Source organism: Roseateles noduli (genome assembly GCF_050626985.1).
GTDB lineage: Bacteria > Pseudomonadota > Gammaproteobacteria > Burkholderiales > Burkholderiaceae_C > Roseateles > Roseateles noduli_A.
This window is the reverse complement of sequence record NZ_CP192463.1, coordinates 182,241-203,405: the sequence shown is the minus strand read 5'-3', so window position 1 is coordinate 203,405 and position 21,165 is coordinate 182,241. Positions and strand designations below refer to the sequence as shown.

The following is a 21,165-nucleotide window of genomic DNA, read 5'->3' as shown; positions in this document are numbered from 1 at the left end:
TCACTCCTCCGGGTCGTTCAGGATCTCGATGCGTTGGCCGTTGAACTCGACCACCTGGCCGGCGCGGATCTTGGCGGTCTTGCGCAGATCGACCTGACCGTCGACGCGCACCTGGCCCTCGGAGATGAAGTGCCGGGCCTCGCCGCCGCTGCTGGCCAGCGAGGTGGCCTTGAGCAGCTTGTCGAGTTCGATGTATTCGCCGCGCAGGGCGAAGGGGATGGCGGAAGCAGTCATGGCGTGATTTTCCGTCATCCGGCTTTCCGCTTCAGCGCCGCCTCGCGGATGCTGCTGAGCGTCGCGCGGCTGGTGGAGATCTCGACCGGCAGCTTCAGGTGGATCAGGGTCGGGACCTGCGCCGAGAGGGCCTGCCGCAGCGCGGGCTCGACGTCCTCGGTGCGGGCCGCGCTGAACGCGAGCCAGCCGTAGGCGCGGGCGAGCGCGGCGAAGTCCGGGTTGTGCAGGTCGCTGCCGCTGACGCGGCCGGGATACTCGCGCTCCTGGTGCATGCGGATCGTGCCGTAGCTGCCGTTGTCGACCACCAGACAGATCAATCGCCGCGCGCCATGGGCCATCGCGGTGGACATCTCCTGGCCGGTCATCAGGAAGTCGCCGTCGCCGGCAATGTTGACGACCCAGCGCTCGCGCTGCAGCAGCGCCGCCGCCACGGCGGCCGGGAAACCGTAGCCCATCGCGCCGCTGGTCGGCGCCAGCTGCGTGCGACCGCCCTGATGCAGCGCCGTGTAGCGGTGGAAGCGATGCAGCCAGCCGCTGTAGTTGCCCGCGCCGTTCGTGAAGATGGTCTCCGCGGGCAGCAGCCGGTCCAGCAGATGCATGACCTCGGCCAGGTCCATCGGGCCGACCGGCAGCGCCTGCTGGTTGCGCTGGTAGTCGGCATGCGCGTCGCGCGACCACTGCAACCACGGCAGCTCTTCGACGTCGGCGGGCGGGCGCAGCTGCTGCAGCGCCAGCGCGGCGCCGCTCATGCTGGCCTGGATCATCTGGTCGGCCGCGTAGACGCGGCCCAGTTCCTCGGACCCGGCATGGATGTGCACCAGTTGCTGGGCAGGCCGCGGCGCCTTCAGCAGCGTGTAGCCGCCGGTGGTCATCTCGCCCAGGCGCGGGCCGATGGCGATGATGAGGTCCGCCTCGCCGACGCGTTTGGCGAGCGCCGGATTGATGCCGATGCCGACGTCGCCCGCGTACAGCGGATCGCGGTTGTCATAGAGGTCCTGGAAGCGGAACGCGCAGCCGACCGGCAACTGCCAGGCGTGGGCGAAGTCCTGCAGCGCGGCGCAGGCCTCGGCGGTCCAGCCGCCGCCGCCGGCGATGACGAACGGCCGCTGCGCGCCTTCGAGCCGCGCCTGCAGTTCGACCAGGTCCGCCGGTGCCGGCCACGCGACGGCGGGCTTGGCGCGGGGGAGCACCGGCGCGTCGGTGAGCTGCGTGAGCATGTCCTCGGGCAGCACGAGGACGACCGGACCGGGGCGTCCCTGCATGGTCGTGTGGAAGGCCCGCGCGACGTATTCCGGCAGGCGATGCGGGTCCTGCACCTCGCCGACCCATTTCGCCATGCCCAGCGTGCCCGGGCCGAACATCTGGCGGTAGTCGACTTCCTGGAAGGCTTCGCGATCGCGCTGGTCGGAGGCCACCTGTCCGATGAACAGGATCATCGGCGTCGAGTCCTGGAAGGCCGTGTGCAGCCCGATGCTGGCGTTGGTGGCGCCGGGTCCGCGAGTCACGAAGCACACGCCGGGGCGACCGGTCAGCTTGCCCTGGGCATCGGCCATGAAGGCGGCGCCGCCCTCCTGCCGGCAGCCGATGAAGCGGATGCGCTCGCGGTGCTCATGGAAGCCGTCGAGGACCGCGAGGTAGCTCTCGCCTGGAACTCCGAAGACCTCCGTGATCCCTTGCTCGATCAGGGCCTCGACGAGGACGTGCCCGGCGGGGCGGCTGACGGTGCGGTGCTGATCCATGACGGACGACTGTAGCGAGCGGCCCCGCCATTGCAAGCGGGTGGGATGTCCCCTGTTGCGGCGCGGATGCGGGTTGCGAAATCCAGGACTTCGGGGTCAAGTGTTGCCCGGGCTATTTCCTGGGTTCGAACACGCGTTCCAGCGCGTTGGCGAACTTGTCCGCGACCGTGGTGAAGACCGTGTCCGGCAGCGGCTCCCTCTTCGGTGAAGCCATCCGCAGGATGGCGATCAGCAACACCGTCGGAACGGAAAACAACGCCAGCATCACGCCCGCGACGCCGTGCCAGGCATCGCCCTGGATCATCGGGTTCGTGCACTCCACGATGCGCGCGAAGGAATCGGTGATCTCCGCCAGCGGCGAGCAGTTGAAGGGCCAGATGGTCATCAGCTTCAGAATGACCAACACACCGACGATGTACAGAGTGCCGGCGACGCTCAGTCCACCGAAGGTGCTCGCGCGCTTGATCTTGTAGTCGAGCACTTCCGAATCGAACTTCTTCAACTCCCCCGCTGCCGGTTCATCGACCGGTGGGACCGGCATCAGCGGCGGCTCCACCATCGGGAAGGACGACTCGTTCATTGCAGCTTCTCCCGATAGAAGGAGCGGATGCTGTCGTCGGGAATGACGGCCTGTTTGGCGGCTCGCGCAGTTGACCAGGGACCGCCCGGTTCATGCCCTAGCGTCGACAACTGCGACGCGCTGAGCCCGCCATACCGGTCCATCACCTGATCGAGAATGCGCCAGAACGCCGCATCCTCGATGGACGGCATCAGCGCCTGGTACGCATTGGTCCGCGCCTCGACCGTCTCGATGTACTGGCAGATCGCCTCATGACCGAGGTTCTTCAGCCGGTGAAAGAGCGTCTCGAAAACGGGGCCGTATTCCCACGCCTCCGGTCGTTCGTCGACCGCGGGCAGCCCCTGCAGCGCGAGGCGCCACGCGTGGATGAAGAAGATCAGCTTCTGCAGCTTCAGATGACTGATGCGAATGCCACGCTGTTTCGCTCGATAGAGCACGGCATTGGCGACGATGGCGGGTGAGTAGGGCATGGTTTGCGGACTCCAGAGCCAACGACTCTAGATCCGCCGCATGCCGCTGCAAACGAAGGTCGCCGCGCTGTTGCGTCCACGACGCGATGCAAGTTCCGGGACCAGCCTCGATTGCTATGACGACCTCGGATGACCACCTATGCCAGTCACCCGGCACCTCGCATTGACTTCCCCCTGAGGGGTGTCAGCGCTTCCCTTGCCGCACCAGGCTCGCCGCGCCGATGCCGAGCAGCAACGCGAACGAAGCACCGAAGAACACGGCGTTGTTCCAGTGCCGGTCCATCAGCGCGCCGAAGATCGGCGCCGCGACGGCGAAGCCGGTGTCCAGGCCGGAGTACACCGTGCCGTACACGCGCCCCGTCGCTCCGGGCGGTGCGGCGCGCTTGATGAGCATGTCGCGCGACGGGCCTGCGAGACCCGTGCCGAAGCCCGCCGTCGCCGCCGCGATCAACGCTGCCGTGGCCGGCAGCCAGCCCGTCGCCGTCAACGCCAGCAGCGCCGCGGCGACGAACATCGCGCCGGCGATGTTGCGCTCCAGGTTCTGCGACTTCGCCACAAGGAAGCCGCCGACGATCATCCCCGCCGCGCCGGCCAGCATGTAGCCGGTCACGACGAACGCGGTGCTCGCCAGGCTCACGCCGTACATCGCCGACAGCGCCGGCGACGCGAAGCTCTGGATGGCGCTCAGCGCCGAGGTCGTGAAGAAGAAGAACGAGAAGCACAGCCACACCGACGGCAGCTTCAGGAAGGCCATCGGATGCTCGTCGGCGGGCGCCTTCGCCGCGCCGGCCTTTTCATGGCCCCACGAGCCCTGCGTGTCGTCGATCGCGTCGCGCTTGAAGACCAGCAGCGCGATCACGAACAGCGCCCACGCCGCCGTCGCCGCGTAGCCCAGACGCCATTGGCCGGTCGCCTCGTGCATCGAGATCAGCAGCACCGGCGCCACGGCCCAGCCGAGATTGCCCGTGATGCCGTGCACCGAGAACGCATGGCCCAACCGCTGCTGCGACACCCGCTTGTTCAGGATCGTGAAGTCCACCGGGTGGAAGGGCGAGTTGCCCAGCCCCGCCAACGCCGCGGCCAGCGCCAGCCCGACGAAGCTCTGGGCCGTGCCCGCCGCCAGCGACGCCAGCACGAAACAGCCCAGCGCCGCGAACAGCACCGGCCGCGCGCCCGTCTTGTCGACCAGGAAGCCCGACAGCGCCTGCCCCACGCCAGAGATCACGAAGAAGATCGTCACCAGCAGGCCGAGCTCGGAATAGCTCAGCCCGAACTCCCGCATGAACACCGGGAACAGCGGCGGCAGCAGCATGTGGAAGAAGTGCGAGGTGCCGTGCGCCAGGCCGATCAGGCTGATGGTCTGGATGTCTCGGTGCCTGGTCTGTGCGGCGCTCTGTTCGGGGCTCGGCGACAGGCCGGCCCCGTCGGCGGTGGTGGTGGCGGTGTTCATGGACGGAATGGTGACAGGGCCTTTACGTCGGAATTACGATAGCCGGACAAGTTCTGTCGAGTTTCCGCCATGGATCATCCGACCCCTCCTTCGACCCCTCCTTCGGCCTCTCCTCCGGCCTCTCCTTCAAGCGCTCGCCCGACGCCGCATCCCACGCCGACGCTCACCCGTCGCACCAGCCTGCCGCCGCTCGATCCGCGCCGCTATGCGCCCAGCGCCGAGCGCCCGGTGCGGGCCAAGTCGCGCAGCCTGGACGGGTTCATGGACATCCAGGCCCACCACCACACCTGGGGCCAGTTCGTCTTCTCGGTGACCGGCGTCGTGCGCGTCAGCACCGACCGCGCCACCTTCCTGGTCCCGCCCTCGCGCGGCGTCTGGATCCCCGCCGGCGTGATCCACGCGGTGACCGCCGTCGAGCGCTGCGAGCTGCGCACGCTCTACCTGCTGGATCCGCCCGACGACGGCGAGGTCTGGGCCGAGAACCGCGTCCTCGAGGTCTCGCCGCTGCTGCGGGAGCTGGCGGTGCAGCTCGCGCGCGACGAGATCGAACCCGCTGGAACGGTGGCCGAGGCCGTGGCCGACCGCGAGGGCTGGATCGGCAAGCTGATCCTCGACGAGATCCGCCGCGCGCCCAGCCTGCAGCTCGGCGTCGCGCTGCCCACCGACAAGCGCCTGCGCCGCCTCTGCGAGGCCGTGCTGGCCGAGCCGATGCGCCATGCCAGCCTGGACGACTGGGCGGCGGAAGTCGGCGCGAGCGCGCGCACCGTTTCCCGCCTGTTCCGCCAGGAGCTCGGCAGCAGCTACGCGCAATGGCGCCAGCAGGCGCTGCTGGCCGAGGCGCTGCGGCTGGCGGCGCATCGAAAGCCGATGCAGGTCATCGCCGCGGAGCTCGGCTACGCCAGCGCCAGCGCCTTCACCGCGATGGTCACAAGGACGGTCGGCATGCCGCCGAGCCGGTTTTTCGGCCAGACCTAGAATTCCTCCCCTATGGAACAGGTTCTCTACGACTTCGCCCGCCAGGATGCGGACGGCGCCACCTGCACCGCCCATGCGTGGGCCAAGGTGCCGGCACCGTTGACGCCCAGCCAGCGCTCGCAACTCAAGGCGCGTGCCGCCGAACTGCTCAAGGCCAAGGGGGCGGTGCTCGTCGCCCATTACTACGTCGACGGCGACCTGCAGGACCTCGCGCAGGAAAGCGGCGGCATCGTGTCCGATTCGCTGGAGATGGCGCGCTTCGGCCGCGACCACGCGGCGCAGACCCTGGTGGTCGCCGGCGTGAAGTTCATGGGCGAAAGCGCCAAGATCCTCAGCCCCGAGAAGCGCGTGCTGATGCCCGACCTGGACGCGACCTGCTCGCTGGACCTGGGCTGCCCGGCCGAGGACTTCGCCGCCTTCTGCGACGCGCATCCGGACCGCACCGTCGTCGTCTACGCCAACACCAGCGCCGCGGTGAAGGCGCGCGCGGACTGGATGGTCACCAGTTCCTGCGCGCTGGAGATCGTCAGCGAGCTCAAGGCCCGCGGCGAGAAGATCCTGTGGGCGCCCGACCGCCACCTGGGCCGCTACATCCAGGAGCAGACCGGCGCCGACATGCTGATGTGGAACGGGGCCTGCATCGTCCACGACGAGTTCAAGGGCCTGGAGCTGGAGCTGCTGCGCGAGCAGCACCCCGACGCGATGATCCTGGTCCACCCGGAGTCGCCGGCCTCGGTGGTCGCGCAGGCGGACGTCGTGGGATCGACCTCCGCGCTGATCAAGGCCGTGGTCGAGGGCACGGCGCGCGAGTACGTCGTCGCCACCGACAACGGCATCCTGCATGCGATGCGGCAGATGGCGCCGGGCAAGGTCCTGATCGAGGCGCCGACGGCGGGCAACAGCGCCACCTGCAAGAGCTGCGCGCACTGCCCCTGGATGGCGATGAACGGCCTGCAGGGCCTGGTCGACTGCCTGGAGCGCGGCACCGGCGAGATCTTCGTCGAGGAGACGATCCGGGTCGAAGCGAAGTCGTGCATCGACCGCATGCTGGACTTCACCGCGAAGCTCAAGGCGAAGAAGGCGGCGGAAGCGGGCGCGATGGTGCCGGGCATCGGCGCGGCCTGATCGCACGTCGACGGCCGCCGGCCCTCACCCTGCCCTCTCCCGCAAGCGGGAGAAGGCGTCTCGTGAGGGCGTCTCGTGAGGGCGCCCCGCGTGAACGGGTGTCCGCGGGGGCTTTCCATCCGCGCGGGGGGCGGCCTATGCTGTGGCCATCCCAGTTGCCCACGGCAGGACGTGCTCATGGACTTCACCTCGCTCTACAACCATCACGAACGCGAAGTGTTTGCCGCGGTGATGGAGAACGCTCCGCAGTTCCCCGAGATCCACCGCGAAGCCGAGCTGCTGGCCGACGTGGCCTGCGTCGCGCTGAACCGGCTGCCTCCGCGCTACATCCGCCATGCGGTGGACTACTCGTTCTACCTGACCGAGCAGGAGCGCCTGGACGTGGATGCCGCGATCAAGGAAGCGGTCAGCTACGCCTTCAACTTCGTGCAAGCGCGCAGCGTGCTGCGCACGAAGCAGCGCTGAGCGCCAACGCAGACTCAGGCCAGGGCTCAGGCCCATGGTCCACGAGGCTCACTGGGGCCGGAATGGGGCTTGGGGTCCCTGGAGGGGCGCCCCATGCCCCGTGGAGAGCCCGCGCTTGACGACGGCAGGCATCGACGCAGTCCGCGACGTCCTGCTCAGCGCGTATTCCCGTTGCGCACCAGCACCGTCGGCAGACTCGCCGGCAGCGTGCGCGGGTAGTCCCGGCTGTAGTGCAGCCCTCGGCTTTCATGCCGCAGCAGCGCCGACCGCACGATGAGTTCCGCGCAATCGACCAGGTTGCGCAGCTCCAGCAGGTCGCGGCTGACGCGGAAGTTGGCGTAGTAGTCGTCGATCTCCGCGCGCAGCAGGTCGATGCGATGCAGGGCGCGCTCCAGGCGCTTGGTCGTGCGCACGATGCCGACGTAGTTCCACATCAGCGAACGCAGCTCGTCCCAGTTGTGGGCGATGACGACCTGTTCGTCCGCGTCCTCGACCTGGCTTTCGTCCCAGGCCGGCAGCGGCGCCGGCGGGAGCACCTCCTGCGCCAGGATGTCGGACGCGCAGCCCTGGCCGAGCACGACGCATTCCAGCAGCGAGTTGCTCGCCAGCCGGTTGGCGCCGTGCAGGCCGGTGTGGGCGGTCTCGCCGACCGCGTAGAGGCCGGGCAGGTCGGCGCGGCCCTGCAGGTCCGACACCACGCCGCCGCAGGTGAAGTGCACCGCCGGCACCACCGGGATCGGCTGGCGCGCGATGTCGATGCCCAGCGCGAGGCAACGCGCGTGGACGGTCGGGAAGTGTTCCTTCAGGAAGTCCTCGCCGAGGTGCGTGGCGTCGAGCCACACGTGGTCGAGGCCGTGCTTCTTCATCTCGAAGTCGATCGCGCGGGCGACCACGTCGCGCGGCGCGAGTTCGAGCCGCTCATCGTGCGCGGCCATGAAGCGCGTCCCGTCCGGCAGCTTCAGGTGGCCGCCCTCCCCGCGCAGCGCCTCGGTGATCAGGAAGCTGCGTTCCTGCGGGTGGTACAGGCAGGTCGGGTGGAACTGGATGAACTCCATGTTGGCGATGCGGCAGCCCGCGCGCCACGCCATCGCGATGCCGTCGCCGGTGGAGGTGTCCGGATTGGTCGTGTAGCGGTAGACCTTGCCGGCGCCGCCGGTGGCCATCACCACGGCGCGCGCCGCGATCGCGTCGACGCGCTGGGCGTCCATGTCGAGCGCGTAGATGCCGTAGCAGCGGGACGGCTCGTCACGCTGCACATGGCGCGAGGTGATCAGGTCCAGCGCCATCCAGCGCTGGCGCAGCTCGATGTTGGGATGGGCCTGCGCCTTGGCCAGCAGCGCGTCGTGGATGGCCTTGCCGGTGGCGTCCGCAGCATGGGCGATGCGGCGCACCGCGTGCCCGCCCTCGCGGGTCAGATGCAGCCCGAGCGGCCCCTGCTCATCGAGCGTGAACGGCACGCCCTGCTCGACCAGCCAGCCGACGGCATCGGCGCTGCGTTCGGCGATGTAGCGGGCGGTGGCCTCGTCGACGAGGCCGGCGCCGGCTTCCTGCGTGTCGCGGACGTGGCTCTCGATGCTGTCGTCCGAGCCGAGCACCCCGACGATCCCGCCCTGCGCCCAGGCGGTGGCGGCCTCGTTGAGTTCGCGCTTGGCCAGCACGATCACCGGCACGCGGTCGGCGAGGTGAAGCGCCACGGTCAATCCGGCCAGGCCGGCACCCACGATCACCACCGGCGCCAGCGCGACGTCGGTCCGAACAGCTGCTGTCATCGTCATCGCCCGGTCATCGGGGCGTCATCGCTTGGGAGTGGGGATTCTAAGCATCGGACCGTGGCGCGCCCCCGCCGCGTCGAAGCAGCGAGGGCGGCAGGCGCTCGTGCTTGTTCCAGTTGGCGCGGAAGGCCTGCACGCTGCCGTAGCCGCAGGTGGCGGCGATGTTCTCCAGCGACAGCCGTGAACTGGTCATCAGCCGGCGGGCCAGGTCCATGCGCAGCGCGATCTGGTACTGCTTGATGCTGACGCCGGTCTCGGCGAGGAACAGCCGGGCCAGATGGCGTTCGCTCAGCCCGGCCTGCGCGGCCAGTTCGTCGATCGTGACGCGGCCACCCAGCTGTGTGGCGATCGCATCCTGGACCGCATGGATGCGCTGGTTGCCGTGGGCGCGGTAACGCGTCGCGGCGGACAGTTCGGGATCGGCGCCGAAGCGGCGGAAGTTCACCACGTTCTCGCGCGCGACCTGGATGGCGACGTCCTCGCCGAAGGCCTGCGCCACCAGGTGCAGCGCCAGGTCGATGCCGGAGGTGACCCCGGCGGACGTGAGCAGGTCCCCGTCCTCGACGAACACGCGGTTCTCCAGCACCGTCGTCTTCGGACTGGCCGCGCGCAGTCGGGCGATGAAGCGGTGATGCGTGGTGCACAGGCGGCCGTCGAGCAGGCCGGCGTCGGCCAGCAGGAAGGTGCCGGTGCAGACGCCGCAGATCCGCAGCCCGTCCGGCCGCTCGCGGCCGAGTCGCGCCAGCCAGTCCACGGCCTTGCGCCAGGCCGACGAGCGCATCAGCGCCGGCGTCAGCTTGCTGCCGACGACGAACAGCACCGCGTCCGGCGGCAGCGTGTGCGGCAGCGGTCGGATGTCGGTCAACGTCAGCGGCTGGAAGGCGCCGACCGAGACCTCCGGCCCGATGCAACGCACATCGACCGTGCCGGCGCCGATCTCGCCGATCGAATGGATGACCTGCAGCGGGCCCGCGATGTCCAGCACATGCGCCGACGGGATCATCAGGAAGTGGACGCTCTTCATCACCGAAAAAGTTCCTCAGGACTTATCCCCTCCCATCATGGCTGGTTTCTTGCCGTTCTGAGCGTGTTTGTTGCCGCATCGGCCGCGGAGGCGTCGCTAATCTGCCCCTCCCGATCAATCGCGAAGGAGACCGCCCGTGAAGTCAGAGCCATCGTTCATTGCCCGTTACGACTGGATCGATCGGATAGACGATCGACTCGCCGGGCAGCTTGTCGAGCTCGTCAACAGCACCGTGGCCGACGGCGGCATGCTGGGCTTCGAGCGGCCGCTGACGCTGCATCAGGAAGTCCAGTTTGTTGCCGCCCTGCGCGTGGGCATCGCCTCGGGCCGGACCCACCTGTTGATGGGACGCGTCGACGCGCGGCCGGCCTTCATGGCGCTGCTGCATCTCAACGGCATGGCCACCTGCCGTCATCGCGCCGAACTGGCCAAGGGCGTGGTGCACCCGGACTTCCGCGGCCTGCGCTTCGTGCAGCTCGCGCTGCGCGAGATCACGCGCCGGGCCGAACAGCTGGGCGTCGAACAGCTGGTCCTCGACGTGCGCGAGAACACCCGCGCCCACCACCTCTGGCAGTTCTTCGGATTCGAGACCTATGGCGTCCTGGAGGACTACGCCCGCGTGGGCGACGCGGTCCATCGGGGCCATTTCATGGCGCAGGCGGTGCAGGCATTGCGCCGCCGCGTCGATGCCCCCGCCGCCCTTTGAGCCCCACCGGAGCACCCCCAATGCCGCAATCCAAGGCCGCCTTCAAGGAACAGCTGCGATCGCTGCTGCACAGCCATCTGACGATGGCGCATCCCCTGTTCGACCGCCTGATGAATCCGGACGGGAAGGACATCGTGCTGCTGCGCCAGGTGGCGCTGCAGGGCTATCAGCTGACGAAGCACTTCCTGGGCTACGTCGAGCACCTGTTCTTCCACTGCCCGCTGCCGACGTTCAAACGCGCGCTGCTGATCAACCTGTACGAGGAGGAGACCGGCCGCCTCTCCAGGACCGACAACCACGTGGTGCTGATGCAGAACTTCCTCCGTGCGCTGGGCATCGGCGAGGAGGAGCGCGACGCCGCGCGTCCGCTGCCCGCGACGCAGGACCTGATCGACTACCGGCTGTACGCGGTGCGAGGCCGCGGCAGCTATCACATCGCCGCCGCCGCGGTGATGATCGCCAGCGAAGGCCAGAACCTGGAACTCAAGGCCGGCGAGGCGCGCCACGAGCTGCTGGGCAAGGTCTACGGATTGACGGAGGAGGACCTGTTGTTCTTCTCCGTCCACCAGGCCGAGGATGTCGGCCATGTGGAACAGGGTTTGAACCTGGTCGCCGAGCTGTGCGACACCGACCGGCTGCAGCAGGAAGCGCTGCACGCGGTCGATCACACCTGCCGCCTGTTCTACACGATGTACGACGGCATGTACCGCGCCTACTGCCTTCCGGCCACGCGCCGCGGCATCCCGGGGCTGGTCGCATGAAGCCGGCAACGCCTTCCCGCAATCTGGTCCACGCCCTCGTGGCGGTGGGCTTCCTGGTGATGTTCTTTTCCACCAGCATCAAGAGCCTCTACCAGGTCTACTTCGCCGACCTGGCGACCCACTTCGGGCGCGGCCGTTCCGACTTCGCCTGGTCGGGCTCCGTGTTCATGCTGGTCACCGGGCTGGCATCGCCGCTGGTGGGGTGGCTGAGCGACCGCCACGGGCCGCTGCGCACCGTGGTGATCGGCTGTCTGGCCGCCGGTGTCGCGCTCGCGGGCACCAGTCTGTTCGACCGGTCGCTCCCGGTCTTCGTCCTCGGCTACGGGCTGTTCGCGGCCTTCGGCCTGGCGGCCATGACCTACGTGCCGATGGGCGTGCTGGTCGATCGCCTCTTCGAGCAGAAGAAATCCGGCCTGGCCTTCGCGGTGGTCACCAACGGCACCTCGATCAGCTTCATCGTGCTGTCGCCGTTCTGGCTGTGGCTGGCGCCGAAGGCGACGTGGGAGACCACCTTCCTGCTGACGGGCGTCTTCCTCGCGGTGCCGCTCGCCGGTCTGGCGTGGTTCGCCGCGGCGAAGTCGAAGGCGGCCGGTCTCGATGCCGCCAACACCGCACCCGAAGCGGAAGCGGAAGCATCGACGTTGAAGGTGAAGCCGCCCCCACCTCGCGCCTGGTCCCTGCTGCGGCGCGACAGCGGCTTCCATGCCCTGGCGATCGGCTTCATGGGCTGCGGCGCGAGCATGGCCTTCATCGATGTCCACCTGGTCGCGTTCTGGCAGGACCATTCGACGCCGCGCGCGCTGATGGGCATCAGCCTGAGCCTGCTCGGCGTGCTGGAGTTGATCAGCGGCCTGCTGACCGGCTGGCTGGCGATGCGGCTGCCCAAGCGCACGCTGCTGGGGGCGTTCTACGTGCTGCGGTCCTGCGCCGTGCTGCTTCTGCTCGGAGCGTCGGAAGACCTTCGCACGCTGGGCTTCGCCGTCGTGTTCGGCGCGACCTACCTGGGCACGGTGGTGCTGACGTCGATGTTCTGCATGGCGCGCTACGGCCCGGCGATCAAGGGACGGGCCTTCGGCTACCTGTTCCTGGCGCACCAGTTCGGCGGCTTCGCCTCGGTGCAGCTGGGCGCGCTCAGCCACGACCTGTGGGGCAGCTACCAGCCCTACATCGTCGGACTGGCAGGCCTGACGGCACTGGGCGGCGTGACGAGCTGGCTGTTCCTGCGCGATCCGGACGTCGACACCGCCCCTCGTCCCGGACTGCAAGCCCGGCCCTCCGCCTGACACGTCGCCGTCCGTCGGCCACGGCCCCACCGAAACGCCTTCGAGAGGAAGCTGCCTTGGATCACCAATCCTTCACCAACGCCGTCCGCACCGGCCAGTTCCAGGACCTCAGCGACGCGCACTGCGAGCCGGTCGCCATGACCTCCGCCTATGTCTTCGCCTCGGCGGCGGACGCGGCGCGCAAGTTCAGCGGCGCGGCCGCGGGCAACGTGTACTCGCGCTTCTCCAACCCGACCGTGCAGGCGCTGGAGCGACGCATCGCGGCGATGGAGCGCGCGGAGGCGGCGGTTGCCTTCGCGTCGGGCATGGCGGCGATCGTGGCCATGGCGCAGGCGTGGGTGGCGACCGGCAGGAACATCGTCTGTTCCCGCGATGTCTTCGGCACGACCCTCACCGCCTTCCGCCATCACTTCGGCAGATTGGGCGTCGACGTGCGCGTCGTCGACCTGACCGACCTGGCGCAATGGGACGCCGCGATCGACGATCGCACCGCCTTCGCGTTCATGGAGACGCCGTCCAACCCGCTGCAGAACGTGGGGGACATCGAGGCCGTCGCCCTGCTCGCCCATGCGCGCGGCGCGCTGCTGGCGGTGGACAACTCGCTGCTCACGCCGTACCAGCAGAACCCCTTGCGGCTGGGCGCCGACATCGTCATCCATTCCGCGGGCAAGTACATGGACGGTCACGGCCGCGTGGTGGCGGGTGTCGCGGTCGGCGCGGAGCGGCTGATGGCCGACCTGCGCGGCGTGCTGCGCGTGACCGGCGCCACCTTGGGCGCGATGGACGCGTGGCTGCTGCTCAAGAGCCTGGAGACCTTGCATCTGCGCATGGCGGCGATCTCCGCCAACGCGATGCAGCTGGCGCGCTGGCTGAAGGCGTCCCCGAAAGTCGCCGCCGTCGTCTACACCGGCCTGGCGACACACCCGCAGCATGCGCTGGCGGCGACGCAGCAGTCGGGCTTCGGCGGCGTGGTGGGCTTCCGCGTCCCGGGGGGCCGCGAGGGCGCGTGGTCGGTGGTGGATGCGCTGCGGCTGATCTCCATCGCCACCAGCATCGGGGACACGCGCAGCATGATCACCCATCCCGCCTCGACCACGCACGGCAGGCTGTCGGCGGCGGAGCGCCGCCAGTCCGGTATCGGCGAGGATCTGCTGCGGATGTCGGTCGGCCTGGAGAACGTGTCCGACCTGATGTGGGACCTGGATCTCGCGATGGCCGGGCTGCCCGATCACGAACCGGCCGGTGAGACCTTGCAAGGTGTCGCGGCGCTGGGCTGAACGGACATCATGGACACCGCCCTGCACGCCCTGTTGACCGCGCTCTTCATGCTCGGCGTCGGCGCGCCCTTCCTCATCTCGGCCTGCCGCCCGCTGCCGCGGTCGGCACGGGCGCTGCGCGTGAGCCTGGGCCTGCTGGCCATGGGGGCGTCGCTGGCGTCGGATCCGCTGTCCGTCGCGCTGCTGCACGTCGACGGCCTGATGGCCATGGCCGGCTGCGGCCCCTGAGCGGCGTCATCCCCGCGATCGCCGCCTTCGGCGCGACAGTCGCTACGCCGCGCGCCTCAGAACAGCGGCTTCTCGCCTGCCAGCACGCGCAGGTCGTCGAGCAGCTGCAGCTGCTCATGCGCCTTGTCGTAGAAGCCGTCGGCGCCGTGCTTCTCGCACAGCGAGCGGTAGAAGTCGGGGTCGCGGCTGCTGAGCACCCACAGCTTGCCGACATAGCCGCCGGCGCGTGCGCGCCGCAGCACATGCATGCCGGAGCCGACCTGCAGGTTCAGGTCGAGCAGCACCACATCGGGTGTGAGCACCGAGATCGCCTGCACGGCGTCTTCCTCGCTGTCCGCATAGCCCACCACTTCCACGAAATCGAGCCCCTCGAACAATCGCAGGAACTGCTCGCGAACAAACTCGGAATCCTCGACGAGCAAGACGCGCATGCCCTTCCCTTCCTCTCACTGAATCGTCCGTCACATTTTGGCGCGGCGCTGATTCACGCGCGGCCGTCAGGGGCGCCGACTTCGCAACGGAGCGTAAAACCGGCGCCTCTGGCGTGCGCTCCTCGCGCCGGCTTCAGGAGCGTTCAGACGACAGCGGCAATCGCCGTGCAGACGCCGCCCAGACCGGCGGCGGAAGCGAGGAAGGTGACGTCTCTCCGCTCGCTGCCGCCCTTCCACGCCATCAGCGCAACCAGGGCCAAGGTGCCGGTGAACAACAGACCGGCGATGACGGGAGTAGTGAGGAAGTCCAAGGCAGTTCGAAGTGGGGTCAACGGGGGCCTCAGTGTGGGCGGACCGCGCACGCGGCTCAAGGTCGAACTTCCTTGCCCGGGCTTCGGCTTTGCCGATCCCGCGAAGGCCGTCCGCCGCGCGGATCGCCTCAGGCGCTAGTGATCGTCTTCGGTTCCAGGAAGGCCTCCATGCCCATCACGCCGAACTCGCGGCCCACGCCCGACTGCTTGACGCCGCCGAACGGCGCCAGCAGGTCCGGCGCGACGCGGTTGATCAGCACCGTGCCCGCCTGCAATCGCGCGGCCACGCGTCGCGCGCGGTCCGCACCGGCGGAGAACACGTAGGCCTGCAGCCCATACGTCGAGTCGTTGGCTACCGCGATCGCCTCGTCCTCCGAGTCCACCGGGAGCACGGACAGCACGGGGCCGAAGATCTCCTCGCGCGCGATGTCCATGTCGTTGCGGACGTCGGCGAAGACCGTCGGCCGCACGAACCAGCCGCGATCGACTCCATCCGGCCGCCCCTCTCCGCCGGCGATCAGCGTCGCGCCCTGGTCGAGACCGCGTCGGATGAAATGCTGGACGCGCTCGTACTGCGCGCGGCTGACCATCGGACCGATCGTCGTCGCCGGATCGCGCGGATCGCCGACGCGCATCGCGGCGACGGCGGACCGGATCCGCTCGACGACCTCAGGCATCCGGGCACGCGGCACCAGCAAGCGTGTGCCGGCCACGCAGGCCTGCCCGCTGTTCATGAAGGCCGCGGCCATCGCGAGGGGGAGCGCCACATCGAGATCCGCGTCGTCCAGCAGCAGCGAGGCCGACTTGCCCGTCAAGGCCAGGCTCACGCGCTTCATCGTGTCGACGGCGCCACGCGCGATCAGCTTGCCGGTCGGCGTCGAGCCGGTGAACGACAGCTTGGCAACGCCCGGATGCGCGCCGATCTCGGCGCCGACGTCGACACCGCGGCCGGTCACGATGTTGACGACACCCGGCGGCAGATCCGCCGCGTGGATCGCGCGAGCGACGACATGCGCCTGCCACGGACTCAGCTCGCTGGGCTTGATCACCGTCGCGCACCCGGCGGCGATGGCGGCCGCGAGCTTGCTGGCCATCGTCCCGGCGGTGCTGTTCCAGGGCGCGAAGAGACCTGACACGCCGACCGGCGCCATCACCACGGTCGATCCGCCGACGCGTCGTTCGAACGCGTAGCTCGGCAGCGCCCGCGCCGCGTCGCCGAAGCACTGCGACGCGTAATTGGCGACCCACTGCGCACGGGCGACCGGGCCGCCGTACTCGTTGATCGTCGCTTCCAGGATGTCTTCGGCATGCGCCAGCATCGCGGCCTGCAGGCGCTCGAGCATCGCGACGCGCTCCGCGACGGAAGTCCGCCCGAAGGCCGGCTGGGCGCGCATCGCGGCTTCGACGGCGCGACGGGCATCGTCGCGATGCGCGAGCCGGGCCTGACCGACCACGGCCTCGGTGGCGGGATCAACGATGTCGACGACCTCGTCGCCGGTCGCGGCAACGAAGGCGCCGTCGATGTAATTCTGGTCGAAGTTCCGCATGGCTTGTCCTTTCGGCATGAACCTCAGCGACACGCCGTGGCTCGTTGAGAGGAATGTAGGCAGCGGCATCCTTTTCGATAAGCCGTCCAATGATGGACGAGTCATCCCGATTCAAAGAACAATGCAGGCATGCAGAAGGACAGCCTGACCGAATTCGAGGTGGTGCTCGCCGTCGCCCGCCGGCGGGGATTCCGGCCGGCGGCGGTGGAGCTGGAGATGTCGACCTCCGCCGTCAGCAACGCGGTCGCCGGGCTGGAGGCGCGCATGGGCGTGCGGCTCTTCCATCGCACGACGCGCAGCGTGTCGCTCACGGAGGCGGGGCGGCGCTTCGTCGACCGGGTCGGTCCGGCGGTGGCGCAGATCCAGGAGGCCGTCGCGGCAGCCGACGATCGTGCAGGAAGGCCCACCGGCACCTTGCGCTTGAACAGCTCGCTGGGCGCGGCGCAGATGGTGTTCCGGCCGATCCTGGCGGAGTTCCTGCGCCGGCATCCGGACGTGACGCTGGATGTGGTCACCGAGGGTCGGCTGGTCGACATCGTCGCCGAGGGCTTCGACGCGGGACTGCGGCTCGCGCCGCAGGTGCCGCGGGACATGATCCGCGTGCCGATCGGTCTGCCGCTGCGGATGGCGGTCGTCGGGTCACCCGATTACTTCGAACGCCACGGCCTGCCGTCGTCGCCCGCCGAGCTCGCGGGACATGCGTGCATCCGCGCGAGGATGCCGAGCGGACTGCCGTCCCCGTGGGAGTTTGCGCGCGCGAAGCGCGGCAAGACGACCGCCGCCGCCAACGGGGCCAAGGCGAGCGAAGCGCTCGACGTCCCCGGTCCGATGGTGCTGGATTCGCCGTTGCTGATGCTGGAAGCGGCACGCGCGGGTCTGGGCCTCGCGCAGATCGCCGAGTGGTACGTGGCCGAGGACCTCGCGAGCGGGCGGCTCCGCCGCGTGCTGGACGCCTGGGCAGCGCCGCTACCGGCGCTGTGCCTGTACTACTCGGGCCACCGCCATATCCCGGCGACGCTGCGCGCGCTGATCGACCTGATCCACGAGATCACCCGTTGAAGGGCACGACGCCACTCGCAGGCGATGGCAGCGAGTGAAAGTGGGGCCGGAATGACGCTGGGGGTTCGCGGAGGCGATGCCCCCTGCGTCGTGGAGTGCCCGCGCTTGGCCATGCGCAGTCGACGGCGCTGCGACCGCCCACCTGCCCCGTTCAGGGCGCGGGCCCTCCCAGGGCATGGGGCGTCCCGTCCGGGAACCCCAAGCCCTGTGCGGACCCCACACGAGCACCGTCCTTTCAAGGTCTGGTGCTCGCTGCCTGCGGGCCTTGGTGTCAGCCCTTCTTCGCGACCAGCGTCAGGATGTCGTAGCTCGCCACGAGTTCGCCGCGCTGGTTGGTGACCTGCACGTCCCAGGCGACGACGCCTTGCGGCGGCTGGTCGGGGCGATTGCCGCGGTCGATGCGGCGCTTGCAGGTGAGCCGCGCCTGGATGGTGTCGCCGATGGCCACGGGGTTCACGAAGCGCAGCGTGTCCAGGCCGTAGTTGGCGAGGACCGGCCCGGGCGCGGGCGACACGAACAGGCCCGCCGCCGCCGACAGCACGAAGTAGCCGTGCGCGATGCGCTGGCCGAATTGCGTGTCCTTGGCCGCGACCTCGTCGAAGTGCATGTAGAAGAAGTCGCCGCTGATGCCGCCGAAGTTGACGATGTCCGCCTCGGACACCGTGCGGCGATGCGTCAGCAGCGAGTCGCCGACCTGGATCTCTTCGAAGTACTTGCGGAAGGGGTGGATCGCGTCCTCGGTGACCTTGCCGCCGCGCACGTACTCGCCGGTGATGGCGGTGAGCATCGTCGGCGAGGCCTGCACCGCGCAGCGTTGCAGGTAGTGCTTGACGGCGCGGATGCCGCCAAGTTCCTCGCCGCCGCCGGCGCGGCCCGGGCCGCCGTGCTTGAGCATCGGCAGCGGCGAGCCGTGGCCGGTCGATTCGCCGGCCGCGTCACGGTCCAGCACCAGCAGCCGGCCATGGAAGGCGGCCGCGTGATAGACGGCCTGCGCGGCCAGCGCGGGCGTCTTCGTGACCACCGAGCCCACCAGGCTGCCGCGGCCCTTGGCGGCGAGCGCCAGCGCCTCGTCGAAGTCGCCGTAGCTCATCAGCGTCGACACCGGCCCGAAGGCCTCGACGTTGTGGACCGCCTCGTTGTTCATCGCGTCGCGGCACAGCAGCAGCGTCGGCGCGAAGAAGGCGCCGTCGCCGACGCCCTCGCCCACCGGCGCGAAGCCGTCGCGCTCGCCGTAGACGATCTCGTTGCCCTGGGTGAGCTGCGCCAGGCGCTCGGCCACGTCGGCCTGCTGCGCCTTGGACGCCAGCGCGCCCATGCGCACGCCCTCGATGGCCGGATCGCCGATCTTGATCTTCGCGAGCCGCTCGCACAGCGCCGCGGCCACCGCGTCGATCTGCGCCGCCGGCACGATCGCGCGGCGGATGGCCGTGCACTTCTGGCCGGCCTTGGCGCTCATCTCCCGCATCACTTCCTTGACGAAGAGATCGAATTCGGGATCCCCGGGCACCACGTCCGGCGCCAGGATCGCGCAGTTGAGGCTGTCCGCCTCGGCGTTGAACGGCACCGAGCGGCGGATCAGGTTCGGATTGACGCGCAGCTGCGCCGCGGTGTCCGCCGAGCCGGTGAAGGTGACGACATCCGTCTCCTCCAACCGGTCCAGCAGATCGCCGGAACCGCCGATGATCAGCTGCAACGCGCCGGCCGGCAGCAGGCCGGACTGCTCGATCAGGCGCACGCAGGCTTCGGCGACGTAGCTGGTCGCGGTGGCCGGCTTGACGATGCAGGGCATGCCGGCGAGGAAGCTCGGCGCGAACTTCTCCAGCATCCCCCACATCGGGAAGTTGAACGCGTTGATGTGCACGGCGACGCCGCGCTTGGGCACCAGCACGTGCGTGCCCATGAACTGGCCGAGCTTGCCCAGCGCCTGCGCCGGGCCTTCATGGACGATGTTGCTCGACGGCAGCTCGCGGCGGCCCATCGACGCGTAGGCGAAGAGCGTGCCGAAGCCGCCTTCGATGTCGATCCACGAATCGGGCCGCGTCGCGCCGGTGTGCGCGGAGATCGCGTAGAGCGATTCCTTGTGTTCCTGCAGATAGGTCGCCAGCGCCTTCAGGATCGCGGCGCGCTGCTGGAAGTCGAGCGCCAGCAGCGCCGGCAGCGCCTGCCTGCGCGCGAAGTGCAGGCTCTCGCCGAAGTCGATCTCTTCCGCATGGGTCTGCGTCACCAACCGTCCGTTGACGGCGCTGTGCAGGCCGCGCGCGGCGGTGGCGCCGATCCAGCGACCAGCAATCAAGCTCTGAAGAACGGGGGTAGCGCTCATAGGATTCTCACAACGTCAATCGCAGGATATTTCGCGGACGAGCGGCGTAGCGAGCGGGTCGAGGTTGGGCCTGAGGCGCGCAGCCATACTCCTGTATGGCGAGCACCGCAGGCCCAAGATCGGCCCGCGCAGTAGCCGAGCGTCGGCGAAATTAGGGTTGGTATTTCCAGGTGCCGTTCTCGATCTTGACCATCACGCGCGCGCGCTGGTCCAGACCCAGATGGTCATTGGGCGACATCGTGAACACGCCGTGCGCGGCCGGCAGTTCCTTGACGCCTTCGAGCGCATCGCGCAGCGCCGCGCGGAACTGCGGCGTGCCGGGCTGGGCCTTCTTGATGGCCTCGGGAATGGCCGCCTGCAGCAGCAGTCCCGCATCCCACGCATGGCCACCGAAGGTCGACACGCTGCCCTTGCCGTACGCGCCTTCATAGGTCGTGACGTAGGCCTTGGCGCTCTTCTTGGCCGGATGGTCCGCGGGCAGCTGGTCGACGACCAGCACCGGGCCTGACGGCAGGAAGGTGCCCTCGACGTCCTTGCCGCCGACGCGCAGGAAGTCGTTGTTGGCCACGCCGTGGGTCTGGTAGTACTTGCCCTGGTAGCCGCGCTCCTTGAGCGTCTTCTGCGGCAGCGCCGCCGGCGTGCCGCTGCCGCCGACCAGCACCGCGTCCGGCTTGGCCGCCATGATCTTCAGCACCTGGCCGGTCACCGACGTGTCGGTGCGGTTGTAGCGCTCGTTGGCGACGATGCTCAGGCCCTTGCTGGCGGCGACCTTGTTGAACTCGCCGTACCAGCCTTCGCCGTAGGCATCGGCGAAACCGACGTAGGCCACCGTCTTCACGCCCTGCGCCTGCATGTGGCTGGCGATGGCCAGCGCCATCATGATGTCGTTCTGCGGCGTCTTGAAGACCCACCGCTTCTTCGCGTCCATCGGCTCGACGATGCGCGCCGAAGCCGCCATCGAGATCATCGGCACCTGCGCCTCCGACACCGCGTCGATCATCGCCAGCGAGTTCGGCGTGACCGTCGAGCCGACCACCACGTCGACCTTGTGCTCGGTGATGAGCTTGCGGGTGTTGGCGACCGCCGTCGTCGTGTCCGACGCGTCGTCCAGGATGATGTAGTTGACCTTCTGCCCGGCGATGGTCTTGGGCATCAGCGAGAAGGTGTTCTTCTCCGGGATGCCCAGCGACGCGGCCGGCCCCGTGGCCGACACGGTCACGCCGACGTTGATGTCGGCCCAGGCGCTGCCGCCCGCGCCCATCAGCGCGGCACCCGTCATGGCCATGGCCAGCAGGGTCTTCTCGATGCGTTTCATGTTGTCTCCTTCGGAATGTGTTTTTCAGGAACGCAAGGTCAATGAGGTACTGCTACTGCGATGACTGCAAGCACTGCTTGGAATGCATGTCGG

At 69.0% G+C, this 21,165-nt stretch carries 21 protein-coding genes; 9 read left to right on the top strand and 12 right to left on the bottom strand.

Translation table 11 applies throughout. The features are described from left to right. The 5 genes from ACQ4L4_RS00935 to ACQ4L4_RS00915 all read right to left on the bottom strand — a co-directional run bounded on the left by ACQ4L4_RS00935 (window position 1) and on the right by ACQ4L4_RS00915 (window position 4,473). The gene (locus ACQ4L4_RS00935) at window positions 1-234 is read right to left on the bottom strand and encodes an RNA-binding S4 domain-containing protein (protein WP_377156560.1); all 234 of its coding nucleotides are present in this window, start codon (window positions 232-234) and stop codon (window positions 1-3) included. A gap of 14 nt (window positions 235-248) precedes the next feature. Then, window positions 249-1,973, bottom strand: coding sequence for a thiamine pyrophosphate-binding protein (locus ACQ4L4_RS00930; RefSeq protein ID WP_431102366.1), 1,725 nt, complete (start codon window positions 1,971-1,973; stop codon window positions 249-251). A gap of 112 nt (window positions 1,974-2,085) precedes the next feature. Continuing rightward, complete coding sequence (locus ACQ4L4_RS00925; RefSeq protein ID WP_431102365.1) at window positions 2,086-2,532, bottom strand: hypothetical protein; 447 nt, start codon at window positions 2,530-2,532, stop codon at window positions 2,086-2,088. Window positions 2,533-2,549: 17 nt separating this feature from the next. Continuing rightward, complete coding sequence (locus tag ACQ4L4_RS00920; RefSeq protein ID WP_431102364.1) at window positions 2,550-3,023, bottom strand: Panacea domain-containing protein; 474 nt, start codon at window positions 3,021-3,023, stop codon at window positions 2,550-2,552. A 184-nt stretch (window positions 3,024-3,207) separates the two neighbouring features. Next, window positions 3,208-4,473 carry an MFS transporter gene (locus ACQ4L4_RS00915; RefSeq protein WP_431102363.1) on the bottom strand — a complete coding sequence of 422 codons (1,266 nt, stop codon included), beginning with the start codon at window positions 4,471-4,473 and terminating at the stop codon, window positions 3,208-3,210. Window positions 4,474-4,542: 69 nt separating this feature from the next. Here ACQ4L4_RS00915 and ACQ4L4_RS00910 point away from each other — a divergent pair, with 69 nt between their 5' ends. From ACQ4L4_RS00910 to ACQ4L4_RS00900, 3 genes are all read left to right on the top strand, one after another. Further along, window positions 4,543-5,448, top strand: coding sequence for an AraC family transcriptional regulator (locus ACQ4L4_RS00910; RefSeq protein ID WP_431102362.1), 906 nt, complete (start codon window positions 4,543-4,545; stop codon window positions 5,446-5,448). A gap of 12 nt (window positions 5,449-5,460) precedes the next feature. Then, complete coding sequence (nadA, locus tag ACQ4L4_RS00905; protein WP_377156567.1) at window positions 5,461-6,573, top strand: quinolinate synthase NadA; 1,113 nt, start codon at window positions 5,461-5,463, stop codon at window positions 6,571-6,573. A gap of 177 nt (window positions 6,574-6,750) precedes the next feature. After that, window positions 6,751-7,038, top strand: coding sequence for a late competence development ComFB family protein (locus ACQ4L4_RS00900; protein WP_377156568.1), 288 nt, complete (start codon window positions 6,751-6,753; stop codon window positions 7,036-7,038). 155 nt (window positions 7,039-7,193) lie between these two features. On the opposite strand, the gene nadB is transcribed toward ACQ4L4_RS00900, so the two are convergent. Next, entirely contained in the window at window positions 7,194-8,807 is a 1,614-nt protein-coding gene (gene nadB / locus ACQ4L4_RS00895; RefSeq protein ID WP_431102361.1) for an L-aspartate oxidase, read from the bottom strand. A gap of 46 nt (window positions 8,808-8,853) precedes the next feature. Beyond that, window positions 8,854-9,834, bottom strand: a complete 981-nt coding sequence (locus ACQ4L4_RS00890) for a GlxA family transcriptional regulator (RefSeq protein WP_431102360.1) — start codon at window positions 9,832-9,834, stop codon at window positions 8,854-8,856. Window positions 9,835-9,970: 136 nt separating this feature from the next. On the opposite strand from ACQ4L4_RS00890, the gene ACQ4L4_RS00885 reads away from it, so the two are divergent. From ACQ4L4_RS00885 to ACQ4L4_RS00865, 5 genes are read left to right on the top strand one after another with little or no spacing between them, the layout of a single operon-like run. Next, complete coding sequence (locus ACQ4L4_RS00885) at window positions 9,971-10,540, top strand: GNAT family N-acetyltransferase (protein ID WP_431102359.1); 570 nt, start codon at window positions 9,971-9,973, stop codon at window positions 10,538-10,540. Window positions 10,541-10,560: 20 nt separating this feature from the next. Next, on the top strand, window positions 10,561-11,301 hold the full coding sequence (locus ACQ4L4_RS00880; RefSeq protein WP_431102358.1) for a TenA family transcriptional regulator: 741 nt from the start codon (window positions 10,561-10,563) through the stop codon (window positions 11,299-11,301). Next, window positions 11,298-12,584, top strand: a complete 1,287-nt coding sequence (locus tag ACQ4L4_RS00875; RefSeq protein ID WP_431102357.1) for an MFS transporter — start codon at window positions 11,298-11,300, stop codon at window positions 12,582-12,584. The genes ACQ4L4_RS00880 and ACQ4L4_RS00875 overlap by 4 nt, the downstream gene beginning before the upstream one ends. Window positions 12,585-12,640: 56 nt before the next feature. Continuing rightward, on the top strand, window positions 12,641-13,861 hold the full coding sequence (locus tag ACQ4L4_RS00870) for an aminotransferase class V-fold PLP-dependent enzyme (RefSeq protein WP_431102356.1): 1,221 nt from the start codon (window positions 12,641-12,643) through the stop codon (window positions 13,859-13,861). A 9-nt stretch (window positions 13,862-13,870) separates the two neighbouring features. Then, window positions 13,871-14,089, top strand: coding sequence for a hypothetical protein (locus tag ACQ4L4_RS00865; protein WP_431102355.1), 219 nt, complete (start codon window positions 13,871-13,873; stop codon window positions 14,087-14,089). A 56-nt stretch (window positions 14,090-14,145) separates the two neighbouring features. Here the strand turns inward: ACQ4L4_RS00865 and ACQ4L4_RS00860 are convergent, their stop codons facing one another. The 3 genes from ACQ4L4_RS00860 to ACQ4L4_RS00850 all read right to left on the bottom strand — a co-directional run bounded on the left by ACQ4L4_RS00860 (window position 14,146) and on the right by ACQ4L4_RS00850 (window position 16,378). Next, window positions 14,146-14,520 carry a response regulator gene (locus ACQ4L4_RS00860; RefSeq protein ID WP_431102354.1) on the bottom strand — a complete coding sequence of 125 codons (375 nt, stop codon included), beginning with the start codon at window positions 14,518-14,520 and terminating at the stop codon, window positions 14,146-14,148. Between the two features lie 143 nt (window positions 14,521-14,663). Continuing rightward, on the bottom strand, window positions 14,664-14,831 hold the full coding sequence (locus ACQ4L4_RS00855) for a hypothetical protein (protein WP_377156579.1): 168 nt from the start codon (window positions 14,829-14,831) through the stop codon (window positions 14,664-14,666). 128 nt (window positions 14,832-14,959) lie between these two features. Further along, window positions 14,960-16,378, bottom strand: coding sequence for an aldehyde dehydrogenase family protein (locus tag ACQ4L4_RS00850; RefSeq protein WP_431102353.1), 1,419 nt, complete (start codon window positions 16,376-16,378; stop codon window positions 14,960-14,962). Between the two features lie 129 nt (window positions 16,379-16,507). Here ACQ4L4_RS00850 and ACQ4L4_RS00845 point away from each other — a divergent pair, with 129 nt between their 5' ends. Then, window positions 16,508-17,437: a LysR family transcriptional regulator gene (locus ACQ4L4_RS00845; protein WP_431102352.1), complete on the top strand. Its 930-nt coding sequence runs from the start codon at window positions 16,508-16,510 to the stop codon at window positions 17,435-17,437. A gap of 271 nt (window positions 17,438-17,708) precedes the next feature. Here the strand turns inward: ACQ4L4_RS00845 and paaZ are convergent, their stop codons facing one another. Together paaZ and ACQ4L4_RS00835 are read right to left on the bottom strand one after the other, a co-directional pair. Then, the gene (gene paaZ / locus ACQ4L4_RS00840; protein ID WP_431102351.1) at window positions 17,709-19,757 is read right to left on the bottom strand and encodes a phenylacetic acid degradation bifunctional protein PaaZ; all 2,049 of its coding nucleotides are present in this window, start codon (window positions 19,755-19,757) and stop codon (window positions 17,709-17,711) included. Window positions 19,758-19,908: 151 nt separating this feature from the next. Continuing rightward, window positions 19,909-21,072, bottom strand: a complete 1,164-nt coding sequence (locus ACQ4L4_RS00835; protein ID WP_377156587.1) for an ABC transporter substrate-binding protein — start codon at window positions 21,070-21,072, stop codon at window positions 19,909-19,911. Window positions 21,073-21,165: the final 93 nt, after the last annotated feature.